Source organism: Candidatus Spongiihabitans sp., assembly GCF_965237845.1.
Taxonomy (GTDB): domain Bacteria; phylum Pseudomonadota; class Gammaproteobacteria; order Arenicellales; family Poriferihabitantaceae; genus Spongiihabitans.
The window spans coordinates 1,895,130-1,909,101 of record NZ_OZ250154.1 but is presented as its reverse complement, the minus strand read 5'-3'; the positions used below and the strand labels follow the sequence as shown (position 1 = coordinate 1,909,101).

The window sequence follows — 13,972 nt, the reverse complement described above, 5'->3', positions numbered from 1 at the left end:
AATAACAGGCATTGTCTAAACCGATTACCTTCCAACTTCTGCCAGTAGAAAACGAGCGGCTGTCGGATTTATGCGGACCATTGAATTGTCATTTAAAACAAATCGAAAACTACCTTGAGGTTAAAATTATCCAACGCAGTAATAAATTCTGTATCAATGGTGCAAAATTTAAAGCGGAACGTGCCGCCGCCGTGGTAAAAACATTATTTGCGTTGACCGAACAGAACAATCAATCATTAACAACAAGAGATGTTCATTTGGTGCTGTCCCATAAAAATAACGTGACAAATAACATTGCTAAAAATACCGAACAGGGTGGTGTCGGCAGTGTAAAAACGGTTAAAACTGATTATATTGATGCCGATGATGAAGTCGTCATCCGCTTGCGAAAAAATCGTATCAGTGGCCAAAACGAGAGACAAAGAACTTATCTAAAAAACATTAGAGATAACGATATTAGTTTTAGCATCGGCCCGGCCGGAACTGGGAAAACTTATCTCGCGGTAGCATGTGCGGTACATGCGTTGGCGGAGAATGCGGTTGAACGAATTCTATTGGTCCGGCCCGCAGTGGAAGCCGGTGAGAAGCTGGGGTTTTTGCCCGGCGATATCGGGCAGAAAATCGACCCCTACCTGCGCCCGATTTTTGATGCATTGTATGAAATGCTTGGATTCGACCGGGTTGGAAAATTGATTGCACGAGGCACCATTGAGCTGGCGCCGCTGGCGTATATGCGCGGTCGAACGCTGAACGAATCTTTTGTGATACTTGATGAAGCGCAAAATTCCACGGTCGAGCAAATGAAAATGTTTCTGACTCGCATCGGATTTGGTTCCAAGGCAATTATCACCGGAGATATCACTCAGGTCGATTTGCCCAAAGGGCAGCTTTCCGGGCTTAAACATTCGCAACAAGTGCTATGCGACATAAAAGGAATCAGCTTCACCCACTTCAAACCCCAGGACGTTGTCCGCCACCCCCTGGTACAACGCATTGTTGAAGCGTATGAAAAAAACGCCCAGTAAAATAACGCCGGGAAAAAACAGTTCCAAAATGGCGATTGATTTGCAACTGGCAGGCTTTGATGATGTGGCTGACGGTGCGGAAGTCCCCGGCTTAGCGGCGATAGATTGGTGGGTAACAGAAACATTTTTAGCGATCGACCGCTCGCCTGAAAACTTAACCGTTCGGGTAGTGAACGAGGAAGAAATCACCGAATTGAACCATCGTTATCGTGGAAAAGATAATCCCACTAATGTGCTGGCTTTTCCATTTGAATCGGTGGCTGAGGTTGATTACCACTCTCTGGGCGACATTGTCATTTGTTTTACAGTGGTAAAAAACGAATCAAATCAACAACATAAGCCTGTGAAAAGTCATTTCGCCCAGATGGTTATTCACGGTACGCTGCACCTTTGTGGTTTCGACCACCAAACCGATGATCAAGCCGCTGCGATGGAGGATATAGAAAAAAGCATACTCGCAAACATCGGTGTCAATTAATCCCGCATCAATTGAGGGTGAAAATGCGCTAGGGATGGCTGATAATCAACCCTTGATCATGAACCGAATCACCGATGTTAATAATCGTCTGGAGTTTAATTGTGGTTTCAGAAATGACTCGTTTTTGCCTACAAATTGCCCGAGTATTCGGTCTTGTTTGGCTTCAATTATTCAAAGCCATTCTCATATTTCAGGTGCAATAACCTGGTGAATTTGATTATCTCGCATTTTTCGGTTTTAATCGGAGGTTCCCAAGAGCAGTGTTACGAGCACAAATCGAATAGTGATTAAAACCCTGCTGGCGATCGTCGCTGGCGTTCTCAATGCCGTATCCTTTGCACCATTCAATTGGTGGCCACTGAGCATGTTGAGTTTCGCCATGCTGTTTTGGATCTGGCACACAAGCAGTACAAAGGGCGCAACCTGGTATGGGTTTGTTTATGGGCTTGGTATGTTTGGCGTCGGTATTTCATGGATTTATATCAGCATACATACCTTTGGTGGTATGCCGCCGATTATTGCGGGTCTATGCATCTTCGTACTGGTAGCCATACTCTCCATTTTCCCGGCGCTGAGTGGGTGGTTGCAGTCCTGCTTTTCAGCTTGGCGTCCAACCATTCGGCTGGCGTTTCTAATGCCATCGTTGTGGATATTGTTTGAATGGTTGCGCGGGTGGCTTTTTACAGGACTGCCCTGGTTATCTACCGGTTATGCCTATTTGGATACGCCGCTATCCAATTATGCACCAATTGGCGGTGTCTATCTTGTGAGTCTGATCGTGCTGGTCAGCGTCGGCACTCTGGTGGCGATTATCAGGCAAATCACCACGGGCAATTCAATCCTGGCGGTATTATTTATTTTGGTTTGGGTAGCGGGATGGCAACTAAATAAAACAGCCTGGACCCAGACGCAAGGGCAGCCGATTTCCGTTGCCGTTATTCAGAACAATGTTGCGCTCAGGAAGAAATGGGATGAACAGGAAGTCAATCGCATTATTTTTGAATACATGCAAAAAAGTCAGGAATATCGAGATGTAGATTTAATCGTGTGGCCAGAGGCCGCAATTCCCGATTATCTGGATAACATCGCGAATGATTTTTGGCGAGATATTGAAGACCACCCGGCAGATTTTATTTTCGGTGTTTTGCATCGAGACACGGTGGATGATGTTACGCAATATTACAATAGTGCCGTGGCGGTCACCGATCACATCATGATTTATGGAAAACAGCACTTGGTGCCATTTGGCGAATATTTTCCATTTCCGGGTTTGCTCGGGCCGTTGACTGAAATGCTGAATATCCCCATGTCGTATTTTTCGGCTTGGCAGCAACCTCAATCACCGCTAATTGCAGCAGAAAATCGATTTGCAGTATCGATTTGTTACGAGGATGCGTTTCCCCAGGAATGGCGAGATCAGGTTGAGTCCTCGGGTGCGTTGATTAATGTCAGCGAAGACAGTTGGTTTGGTGATTCCCTGGCACCGCACCAACGATTGCAAATGGCAAGATTTCGCGCGCGGGAAAGCGAGCGACCGATGATTCGCTCTTCCAATAATGGATTGTCGTCAGTGATTAACTGGAAGGGTGGCATCGATGTTTATGCGCCGCAGTTTGTCCAACATGTGGTAACCGCAACCATCCAGCCAAGATCCGGGGCGACGCCTTACGTCGCGTTTGGCGAAAATCCGGTTTTAATCCTGATTGGGACGTGGTTGATTGTGGGATTGTTGTTCGGTAAGTCGGCGGAGCGGAACAATAAATTGTACACCTAAATCCACCTTTGGGTGAATGAGGCCATGAATGAGAGTCATGAATCAGGATTATTTGTTTGTGATTGTTTTATATTATGGCCATGATTGGTGGTATTATCCAGCATCCGCATAACGCATTAAACCGCTTCCATTTCAGCGCAAACAAATTACTTCAAAGAGGTTTTGGCATGATGTCGCAATCAATCCGTTTTCCCACATTAGCCACCGTTTTATGGCCTGAATTATCGCACCACCGAAGTTGGGCACGGCACATTATATTGGCAACAATCGGCGTAGCCCTGTTAACGCTGTCAGCCAAGATCAAGATTCCATTTTATCCGGTGCCCGTGACCATGCAGACATTTGTGGTTCTGGCGTTAGGCATCGCCTATGGTTCTAAATTAGGCGCCTCTACGGTATTGCTTTATCTGGCAGTGGGCGTCATCGGGCTTCCGGTATTCGCCGGCACCCCTGAAAAAGGAATGGGTCTGGTTTATGTGATGGGGCCGACCGGGGGATACTTGCTGGGATTTGTTATTGCCGCGGCGACAACCGGATACCTTGCAGAAAAAGGCTGGGATAGAAAGCTAACCTTGACATTTGCAGCGATGCTCATCGGTAACATTATTATCTATATACCCGGTCTGATTTGGCTGGCTAATGTAGTGGGTTGGGATAAACCGATTTTTGAATGGGGCATGTATCCATTTTTATTGGGCGATTTGGCTAAAATAGTGTTGGCCATGTTGCTGATTCCCGCGACCTGGACGATCATTAAAAAACCGGGCATCAAAAAATCAGGCTGACTCTGGAATGTTTTACTGGGTAGCGGTAGTCAGGCTTATCCGGTTGCCTGTAGTTTGATTGGAAAACGGACCCAATAATAAAAATCAGGTCCAATACTAATGATAGTAATCAAGGATCGAATTTGAAACGGAAATCAACTCATTTGCAACCCACCCAACATTCTGCGGTACAGCTTGGATTCGATAAGTCGTGCGTTAGTCAAAACGCGGTGGAAGTAGTCCGGGGGCTGCAGTCGGCGGGTTTCGACGGTTATTTAGTAGGTGGTTGTGTCAGAGATTTATTGATGGGCAGAAAGCCCAAGGATTTCGATGTTACCACCAATGCCAACCCCGAACAGATCAAGAAAATTTTTGATCGCGCCCGGATAATTGGGCGGCGGTTTAAGATCGTGCATGTCACCTTTGGTCGTGGTCGTGAGCGTGAAATAATTGAGGTGGCGACTTACCGCGCTATGCCCGACAGTGCAAATAAAAAGGGATTTCGTGGCAGACCAAAGGCCTCCAGTGCCGGCAGAATTTTAGACGACAATGTTTACGGCACCATTGAGGTTGACGCAATTCGACGAGACTTCACCATCAACGCCCTGTATTACGACCCAAATAAAGAAACGGTTTTTGATTTTGTCAACGGAATTGAGGACGCGAAGACAAAAACATTAAGGATAATTGGCGATATAAACCTTCGATTTGCCGAAGACCCGGTGCGTATGATACGCGTTGTTCGGTTCCAGGCCAAACTGGGATTACAGGTAGGGGAATCCATTTTATCCGCCATTGAAAAAAATGCCGCACTACTCCAGGATGTTCCGGCAGCACGGTTATTCGAGGAGGTTTTAAAGTTGTTTCACCATTCTGCGGCAGCGAAAACCTGGCTGCGATTAAGAGAAACACTGTTGCTCTATTATTTGTTTCCGCAAACGGTGAAATGTATAAACCAGGAAGGCGGGGATAAATTCGAGTCGTTAATTTTAAATGCGCTTGACAATACCGATAAACGGGTTGGACAAAACAAGCCGGTTATTCCCGCGTACTTATTCGCGGTAATGCTGTGGTGGCCATTTAAAATTGAATTCAAGAAACTGGTTTCAAAAGGCGTGCGACGAAATGAAGCGTTCTGGATTGCCAGCGATTTGGTTTTCAAACAGCAGTCCAGTTCAGTGACTCTGCCTTTGCGGGTTAAGGGGCCGGCGCATGAAATATGGGCAATGCAATCTTTGTTGGAAAACAGAATTCCGCACTCGATTGAAAGATTACTTGAAAACAGGCGATTCCGAGCGGCTTATGATTTTTTGTTATTGCGTCAGAAAATTGGGGAAGTCAGCAAGGATATTGTGGATTGGTGGACCGAAATACAGGAGCGCGATTTTCATCAGCGCCAATCAATGATTGAAACAATAATTGAAAAGAGGCGCGGTAACTCGAACCCAAAAAGGTCCCCCAAAAAGGGCGCAGCAAGCAGTGCCGCAGAAAATAAGACGACCCCAGGGACGGGGGAGGTAGAGCGACGCAGAATGCCAAAGCCGACGACCCCAAGGATGGGGGAGGTAGAGCGACGCAGGATGCCAAAGCCGACGACCCCAAGGATGGGGGAGGTAGAGCGACGCAGGATGCCAAAGCCGACAAGGATGGGGGAGGTAGAGCGACGCAGGATGCCAAAGCCGACAAGGATGGGGGAGGTAGAGCGACGCAGGATGCCAAAGCCGACGACCCCAAGGATGGGGGAGGTAGAGCGACGCAGGATGCCAAAGCCGACGACCCCAAGGATGGGGGAGGTAGAGCGACGCAGGATGCCAAAGCCGACGACCCCAAGGATGGGGGAGGTAGAGCGACGCAGGATGCCAAAGCCGACGACCCCAAGGATGGGGGAGGTAGAGCGACGCAGGATGCCAAAGCCGACGACCCCAAGGATGGGGGAGGTAGAGCGACGCAGGATGCCAAAGCCGACGACCCCAAGGATGGGGGAGGTAGAGCGACGCAGGATGCCAAAGCCGACGACCCCAAGGATGGGGGAGGTAGAGCGACGCAGGATGCCAAAGCCGACGACCCCAAGGATGGGGGAGGTAGAGCGACGCAGGATGCCAAAGCCGACGACCCCAAGGATGGGGGAGGTAGAGCGACGCAGGATGCCAAAGCCGAGAAAACCAAAGCCGACCGCCATGGAAGGCGGAAGTGTCGATACTGTCGGGAACAGGTATTGACCGATGGTGTCCAAAGCGCGCAATCCAACCGGAAAATACAATGGCTAATTTGCCAACCACCCATCCACCGGCTGCTCATCCACCGACTACCTGTTCACCTCAGGCGCTATGGCCCAATATTTTTCAATACATCCAATAAATCCTCAAAGACGGCTAATCCATCAAGCCGCCGAAATAATTGGCCATGGCGGCGTGGTGGCATATCCAACGGATTCCAGCTATGCATTAGGTTGCTCAATCGGCAACAAAGAGGCGATGAATCGCATCAGGATAATCAGGAAAATCGGGGAGGATCATAACTTTACTCTGGTGTGCAAGGATTTATCCGAGCTCAGTATTTACGCGAAAGTTGACAATGACATCTATCGTTTGTTGAAACGCTTTACTCCCGGACCGTATACATTTATTCTCGCCGCTACCGGTGAAGTTCCAAGACGGCTTCAAAATCCGAAACGACGCTCGATCGGCTTGCGGGTACCGGACTTTCGTATCGTAGAATTGTTGTTGGGTGAGCTGAATGAGCCGTTAATGAGTTCGACTTTAATTATGCCTGGAGAAACATTGCCGTTAAATGATGCTGAACAGATTCGCCGAGCGCTGGAGCATGAAATCGACCTGGTTATTGATGGCGGGCCTTGTGATTTCCAGCCGACGTCTGTGGTTGACTTGATCAGCGGTATCCCCAATGTGCGCCGAGTGGGCAAGGGCGATGTCAGCACATTTATATCAAGCGCACATAAATAATAACGAGATATGCGTTCACCATCAGAAACCAACGCTTTGACTAACAACCGGGTTTTGTCCGGAATGCGGCCCACCGGCCGGCTGCATCTTGGGCATTATCATGGGGTGCTGAAAAATTGGGTACGGATGCAAAAGAACTATGAATGTTTCTATTTTGTTGCCGATTGGCATGCGTTGACGACGCATTACGATACCCCGGAAACCATGAATGAGTATATATGGGAAATGGTGATTGATTGGCTGGCAGCCGGAGTGGACCCGGAACAAGCAACATTGTTCATCCAATCCCGAATTCCTGAACACGCCGAGTTGCACTTGTTGCTGTCTATGGTAACGCCGTTGGGTTGGTTGGAGCGGGTGCCAAGTTTTAAGGACCAGCAACACAAGCTCAGGCAGAGAGATCTGGCCACATATGGGTTCCTGGGTTACCCGTTGCTGCAATCCGCGGATATTTTAATCTATCGAGCGGCCCACGTTCCAGTCGGAGAAGATCAAGTTCCCCATGTGGAATTGACCAGGGAAATTGCTCGCCGATTTAATTATTTTTTTGGGCGCGGCCCGAATTTTGAAATCGAGGTACAACAAGCAATCAAGCAAATGGGAAAAAAAGCGACCAAATCGTTTAATCAACTTAAACAATTGTTTAACGAAAAAGGCGATCGCCAAGCCCATGCTCAGGGAATTGCATTAATTCGAGCGCAACAAAACCTCAGTCAGGCGCAACAGGATCAACTGGTGGGATTCCTGGAAGGGCGGGGAAAAGCGATTTTGCCGGAACCCGAGGCGTTGCTGACTGAAGCCGCAAAAATGCCTGGACTGGATGGACAAAAAATGTCCAAGTCCTATGCTAATATCATCGCATTGCGGGATGAACCCAAGCGCGTTACGCAATCCATTCGGGTGATGCCGACGGATCCCGCTCGGGTACGAATAACCGACCCAGGCGATCCAGATAAATGTCCGGTTTGGCAGCTACACCTTGTTTATAGTGACACCGAAACCCGGCAGTGGGCTTCATCTGGATGCCGCGCGGCATCTTTTGGGTGCCTCGAATGTAAGAAACCACTGATTGAAAAAGTGCTGCAACAACAGGAAGAAATTCGACAGCGGGCTCAGCCATATGAATCCAACCCCGCAAGGGTCAAAGAAGTGATTCACGCTGGTTGTCAAAAGGCGCGGGCGGTAGCGGTGGAAACCATGGAAATCGTTAGAGAATCTGTGGGCACGGCGTATAAATGAAAGCGTGCAAATGATTATATTATTGTGAGCGATATAAAAACCACTCATCAAAACCAGGCAGTAACCGACGCTCAGGCAGCTGATAGCGCACCAAACCAGGCTGAAATTGCGCAGGATAATGACGCTCAGGTCAACAAAGCGCTGGTCAACGGTGAAGTATTCGATAATTGGCCTCATGATCTGTTTATTCCACCTGATGCCCTGGAAATATTTCTGGAAACCTTCCAGGGTCCGTTGGATTTATTGCTGTACCTGACACGAAAACAAAATCTGGATATCCTGGATATTCCAGTGGCGCGCATTACCAAACAATATATGGAATATGTGGAGATGATGCGAAAATTTCGACTGGATCTGGCAGCGGAATACCTGGTCATGGCGGCCATGCTCGCGGAAATTAAATCGCGTTTGTTGTTGCCCAGGTCGGCTGCCGAAGAAGACAGTGATGAACAGGATCCGCGTGCCGCTTTGGTTCGACGATTACAGGAATACGAGTGCTTTAGTCAGGCCGGCAGGGACATCAATAAACGACCAAGGTTGGAGCGCGAACTGTATCTGGTGAGCGCGGATTTTGAAGATTTCGAATCGGTGAAAATTGAGCCCCGGGCATCGCTGAATGATTTGGCAGTGGCGTTTCGAAATGTTTTGGAGCGCTCGGAGATGAACAAACATTTTTCTTTTGGCAGAGAAAGGCTGACGGTGAGGGAAAAAATGACCCATATTCTGGATAGAGTTCGCACTACCCGCTTTCTTCGATTCGAAGACTTATTTGATCCGAAGGAGGGCAAACCCGGGTTGGTGGTAAGTTTTATGGCGATTCTGGAATTGGCGCGGGATGATATGTTGGTTGTTATGCAGAATGAGCCGTTCATGCCGGTGCATTTAAAAAGCGTCGAAAGAAATGTACATGAGTAACGAACTTAAAAATATTATTGAAGCTATTTTGATGGTCTCAGAGACACCATTGAGTGTGGCCAAAATTCTGGCTGTTTTTGATGACAAATTGGCGCCGGCAACTGAAGATGTTAAGGCGGCACTCGCCGAGTTACAGGAAGATTGCGCGGAACGCGCCATTGATCTTAAGAAAATTGGTAATGGTTATCGATTCCAAACTAAACTCAAATATGCAGGCTGGATCAGAAAGCTACAGGCCGGCAGACCACCGAAGTTGCCCCGGGCATTACTGGAAACCCTGGCCATAATCGCGTATCGGCAACCTGTTTCCAGGGGCGACATCAAGGACATCAGAGGTGTTAGTGTTAGCACGGAAATTATGCAGCGGCTGATAGAGCGAGAATGGGTCAGCCAGGTGGGAGTTCGGGATACGCCGGGCCGGCCGGCCATATTTGGAACCACGCCGGCGTTTCTTGCTTATTTTAATCTTGAGTCGCTGAGTGAATTGCCGCTTTTAACGGAACAGCGTGAGCTCGGTGTCATTGCCCGCGAATTTGATATGCCTTTGCCGCTGGAGGTATTGGCCGCTCTGGATGACAAGCAAGAGGGCGATGCACCTGATACATGTTAATTTTTAAGGAAACGGCACCAGCCAAACCGGAAACACCTTACCCAAAACAAAGGCGACGTTTATGCCCTCTCTAAGAGTATTATGAAAAAGGATAAACCTGATGCGAAAACCTGATGCCACAATATGATGCTGGTCTTGCTCGAGAACGGCTGCAGAAATATTTGTCCAGTATCGGGGTTGGTTCCAGAAGAAAAATAGAAGAGTGTATAAGCCGAGGGAAAATAACGGTTGATGGCAAGATTGCTAAACTGGGTGATCGTGTTACTTCAAGCAGTCGGATAAATATTGATGGCCGACCATTAAAAGACCACTCAAAATGCCACCCAAAAAGAAAGTTCGGGAATAAGCGACACCATCGTCAAAAACGTATTATTCTGTACAATAAACCGGAAGGGGAAATTTGTACCCGGTCGGACCCGAAAAATCGACCGACCGTATTTCGCCGCCTGCCGGTATTGAAAGGAGAGCGTTGGGTTGCGGTTGGTCGTTTGGACATCAATACCCGCGGATTATTGTTGTTCACCAATGATGGCGATCTTGCCCATCATTTGATGCATCCAAAACTCGGGTTAGAGCGAGAATATCTGTGCCGGGTATATGGGCAGGTTGATAATCGATCACTCGACCGATTAAAACAAGGCATCAAAATTGACGGGCAGTTGATTCGATTTCTCCAGGTTAGACGCCAACGAGGAGAGCGCAGTAATACCTGGTATTCGGTTACTGTCAAACAAGGGAAGTACCGTGAAGTTCGGCGGATGTGGGAAGCGATTGGTTGCAAACTAAGCAGGCTGTCTCGAATTCGATACGGAAAAGTTGCGCTGCCAAGAGGAACTAAATTAGGAGACTGGATTGAACTTGGTTCAGATTTAATCGAAAAACTGGAGAAAAACGACGACAACGACAAAGTGGTTACTCCTAAACCACCCAAAAAATCCAGGCAATCCAGTAAAAAAAGGCGACCCCATGGACGGGGGAGGTAGAGCGACGCAGGAAGCCAAAGCCGACGACCCCATGGACGGGGGACGACTGCATGGATGCAGGAGGTAGAGAGACGCAGGAAGCCAAAGCCGAGGTAGAGCGACGCATCGCTACATGGACGTAGCTTAAGAGCAATGCAGGAGCAATTGCCGAGGAAGCCAAAGCCGAGGTAGAGCGACGCATCGCTACATGGACGTAGCTTATTAGAGCAATGCAGGAGCAATTGCCGAGGAAGCCAAAGCCGACGAAATATCCGTTGGTACGGTGCTGATGAATGGAATCGATACTCTGTAACAAACAATTTTGTCCGTAGATTCACAAAGCCATGAATAAAAGGATTTTGATATACACCGCTTTATTTTGTTACAAGGCTTATGATGCGCATCCCCCGGTTTTTCAACCCGCCAAAGGCGTGACCGAGAATCGTTTTGCAGTTTGCTGATTGCTTGCGTCCGATAAAAGGTATAGATAGGCGTTAACAATTTCAGTGTCGTTTGCTTCTCTCAAACCTTCATCGGTTTCACCGGGGTAAAAGTGTTTTCGAATTGCTGTTTTAACCTTGCCTGGATCCACCGTATTTACCCGGGTTTTATAGTCGAAGAATTCTGCGCTTAATGATTCACAAAGATTTTCCACGCTAGCAAATGCCGCACCAACAGCGCCCCAATAGGCACGCCCCACTCGCCCAATGTCCATCACGGTGAAAATGATTGACACCGGGTTGGGGTGATTTAGATTTGGACAAAGCGTTTTAGTTAGATACATGGGTTTTATCAACTGTTGGTTCAGTACTTGCGACCAGGTTTCCATTTCCGCATGAGGTGCAGGGGTGAGCGCAGCTCCCCACATTGCACAATGCACCAGACCATGAATTTCCGGAAACTGAGCGAGTAACGATGTGCCTAGCGTTTCAAAGGCCCGTGAATCAGCGCGCACCATATCAAACTCAATCATCATCGGCTGCGCTAACCCCTGATCGCATATTGCGTCATATAGCGCGGTCATGCTGCGCTGTTTCCGATCCAGCATTAACACGGCGGCTCCCGATTTGGCCGCAGCCAATACCACCGCACTTCCAATTTCCGATGCCGCTCCTGTCACTAGAACGACGCGGTCGGCAAGGGTTGATTGATATGGGATAAAGTCGGGCGGGGTGGTCAGGATGTCGTTTTGATTCATGCCGTTATCGATTTGGGACGGGAAGGCAGCTCAATGCGGCAACAACCCGGTCACCAAACTCGCCGGTGCTGACCATGGTGACGTCTGTGCCTGGCTTTGATAAATCAGGCGTGGCATAACCTGCCGCAAATACGGATTCCATGGCATGCCACAGGTTACTGGACTCCCCGGTCATTTGAAAACTCAGGTCAAGCATCATTGCCACTGATCCGATCATGGAATAGGGGTTGGCGATATTTTTACCCGCAATATCCGGCGCTGACCCATGGGCCGGTTCATAATAAGCCTTATCCGGCCCCACGCATGCCGACGGCATAAGTCCCAAGGATCCCAAAATCCCGCCGGCCTGATCGCTAAGAATATCTCCAAACAAATTTTCCATGACCATCACATCAAATTGCCCTGGATTCAGGCATAAATGTGTGGCAGCCGCATCGACCAACATATGTTGGACTTCCACATCAGGAAAATCTTGTGCCACTTCGCCGACTACATCGGTCCACAACACGCTGGATTTCAACACATTGCTTTTGTGAATACTGTGCAGTAATTTTCTGCGTTTCATGGCCGATTCAAAACCAATTTGCACAATACGCCTGATTTGTTGTTCGTTGTATTCAAGCGTCTCCCGGGCAAAGCGCAGTCCTTGTTCATCCACCCCGGTTTCTTTTTTCCCAAAATATAATCCGCCCACTAATTCCCGGATAATCATAATGTCAATGCCATCGCCGATGATTTTCGGCTTTAACGGCGAAAAGTGTGCCAGGCTCGGCGGCAGATAGACAGGCCTGAAATTTGCATAAGTATCGTAGCGCTTACGCATTGGCAGCAAGCCACCTCGCTCGGGTTGCTGGTCAAGGGGGATTTTTTTCGATTCCTCATGCCCCAATCCAATGGTGCCTTTTAAAATCGCATCCGCTTTGTCACAGATTGCGATAGTTTCATCGGGAAAACTTTTGCCGGTTTCAAACCAGGCCGCGGCCCCGAATAATCCCGGCATCAGGCTAAAGGCAACATCGTTTCTCGATTCGACCACCTTGAGCACTTTGAGGGCTTGTTCCATAATCTCTTCTCCGATGCCGTCCCCCGCTAACACCGCAATATTGTATTCAGTCATTTTTAAGTCGTGCTTTGTTTAAGCCCTGTCTTATTTAAGTCCTGCCTTGTTTGAGTCTTGGTGTGGTTTGCAATGTCCAGTTTGGAGGGCGTTTTTCGATGAAAGCATCAATGCCTTCCTGGGTTTCATCGAGCATCATATTTGCGGATATGGTCGCTGTCGCGTGTGCATAAGCCGCACTTAAATCCTGGTTGATTTGTTGGTAGAACATTTTCTTGCCCAGAGTCACCACTCGATGAGGATGGCGAATAATTTTGCCAACCAAATCATCGACTGCTTGATCAAGGTTTTCTGATCGCACAACTTTGTTAACCAGCCCATAATTCAATGCGCTTTGTGCATCTATGAACTCTCCGGTCATGAGCATTTCCAGTGCGCGTTTACGGTTAATGTTTCGGCTCAATGCGACTGCGGGAGTGGCGCAAAATAATCCGACCCGAATGCCGGAGACGGCGAATTTTGCGCTATCCGCTGAAACCGCAAGATCACAGGTTGCGACCAATTGACAGCCTGCCGCAGTCGCCATTCCCTGGACTTTTGCGATGACCGGTTGGGGTAAATTAACCAGCTTCATCATCACTTCACTGCACTTGCCGAATAACTGCCTGCCGAATAACTGCTGTCGTGATTGTTGGATCTCATTCTGGCGCATTTGCCCGCGCATTTCCTTGAGGTCGTGACCGGCGCAAAATGCTTGCCCGTTGGCAGCAACGACAACGGCACGGATGGTTGAATCGGCCGCGATAGCATCGAGCTCAGCGGATAACAAACTCAGGAGTTCACTCGACAATGCGTTGTATCGTTGCGGGCGATTCAGGGTAAGGGTTGTGACACCGCCCTGCTTTTTGGTTAGCAGTATATTGTTTTCGGACATCAATGAATATCGGGTGTTTAGCGCGTCCTTAAATCAAGCAGGAGTGAATCAAG

The 13,972-nt window shown here is 48.5% G+C and carries 13 protein-coding genes; 10 read left to right on the top strand and 3 right to left on the bottom strand.

From position 1 onward, the window contains the following. Positions 1–11: 11 nt before the first annotated feature. The 10 genes from ACPXXB_RS09090 to ACPXXB_RS09045 all read left to right on the top strand — a co-directional run bounded on the left by ACPXXB_RS09090 (position 12) and on the right by ACPXXB_RS09045 (position 10,751). Positions 12–1,025, top strand: coding sequence for a PhoH family protein (locus ACPXXB_RS09090; protein ID WP_423906828.1), 1,014 nt, complete (start codon positions 12–14; stop codon positions 1,023–1,025). Then, positions 1,006–1,503, top strand: a complete 498-nt coding sequence (gene ybeY, locus ACPXXB_RS09085; protein ID WP_423906826.1) for an rRNA maturation RNase YbeY — start codon at positions 1,006–1,008, stop codon at positions 1,501–1,503. The genes ACPXXB_RS09090 and ybeY overlap by 20 nt, the downstream gene beginning before the upstream one ends. A 283-nt stretch (positions 1,504–1,786) precedes the next feature. Beyond that, positions 1,787–3,277, top strand: a complete 1,491-nt coding sequence (gene lnt / locus ACPXXB_RS09080; RefSeq protein WP_423906824.1) for an apolipoprotein N-acyltransferase — start codon at positions 1,787–1,789, stop codon at positions 3,275–3,277. A 167-nt stretch (positions 3,278–3,444) separates the two neighbouring features. After that, the gene (locus ACPXXB_RS09075; RefSeq protein WP_423906822.1) at positions 3,445–4,062 is read left to right on the top strand and encodes a biotin transporter BioY; all 618 of its coding nucleotides are present in this window, start codon (positions 3,445–3,447) and stop codon (positions 4,060–4,062) included. A gap of 122 nt (positions 4,063–4,184) precedes the next feature. Then, entirely contained in the window at positions 4,185–6,260 is a 2,076-nt protein-coding gene (gene pcnB, locus ACPXXB_RS09070; protein WP_423906820.1) for a polynucleotide adenylyltransferase PcnB, read from the top strand. A 108-nt stretch (positions 6,261–6,368) separates the two neighbouring features. After that, on the top strand, positions 6,369–7,004 hold the full coding sequence (locus ACPXXB_RS09065; protein ID WP_423906818.1) for an L-threonylcarbamoyladenylate synthase: 636 nt from the start codon (positions 6,369–6,371) through the stop codon (positions 7,002–7,004). A gap of 9 nt (positions 7,005–7,013) precedes the next feature. Beyond that, positions 7,014–8,243, top strand: coding sequence for a tryptophan--tRNA ligase (locus ACPXXB_RS09060; RefSeq protein ID WP_423906817.1), 1,230 nt, complete (start codon positions 7,014–7,016; stop codon positions 8,241–8,243). A gap of 24 nt (positions 8,244–8,267) precedes the next feature. Continuing rightward, positions 8,268–9,158 carry a segregation and condensation protein A gene (locus tag ACPXXB_RS09055; RefSeq protein WP_423906815.1) on the top strand — a complete coding sequence of 297 codons (891 nt, stop codon included), beginning with the start codon at positions 8,268–8,270 and terminating at the stop codon, positions 9,156–9,158. Then, on the top strand, positions 9,151–9,768 hold the full coding sequence (gene scpB, locus ACPXXB_RS09050; protein WP_423906814.1) for an SMC-Scp complex subunit ScpB: 618 nt from the start codon (positions 9,151–9,153) through the stop codon (positions 9,766–9,768). Before ACPXXB_RS09055 ends, scpB begins: the two co-directional genes overlap by 8 nt. 113 nt (positions 9,769–9,881) lie before the next feature. After that, positions 9,882–10,751, top strand: coding sequence for a pseudouridine synthase (locus ACPXXB_RS09045; RefSeq protein ID WP_423906812.1), 870 nt, complete (start codon positions 9,882–9,884; stop codon positions 10,749–10,751). A gap of 394 nt (positions 10,752–11,145) precedes the next feature. Here ACPXXB_RS09045 and ACPXXB_RS09040 read toward each other — a convergent pair whose 3' ends face one another. The 3 genes from ACPXXB_RS09040 to ACPXXB_RS09030 are packed head-to-tail and all read right to left on the bottom strand — an operon-like array spanning position 11,146 to position 13,919. Next, positions 11,146–11,928, bottom strand: coding sequence for an SDR family NAD(P)-dependent oxidoreductase (locus ACPXXB_RS09040; protein WP_423906810.1), 783 nt, complete (start codon positions 11,926–11,928; stop codon positions 11,146–11,148). Positions 11,929–11,932: 4 nt separating this feature from the next. After that, complete coding sequence (gene leuB / locus ACPXXB_RS09035) at positions 11,933–13,045, bottom strand: 3-isopropylmalate dehydrogenase (RefSeq protein ID WP_423906808.1); 1,113 nt, start codon at positions 13,043–13,045, stop codon at positions 11,933–11,935. 34 nt (positions 13,046–13,079) lie between these two features. Further along, complete coding sequence (locus tag ACPXXB_RS09030; RefSeq protein WP_423906806.1) at positions 13,080–13,919, bottom strand: enoyl-CoA hydratase; 840 nt, start codon at positions 13,917–13,919, stop codon at positions 13,080–13,082. Positions 13,920–13,972: the final 53 nt, after the last annotated feature.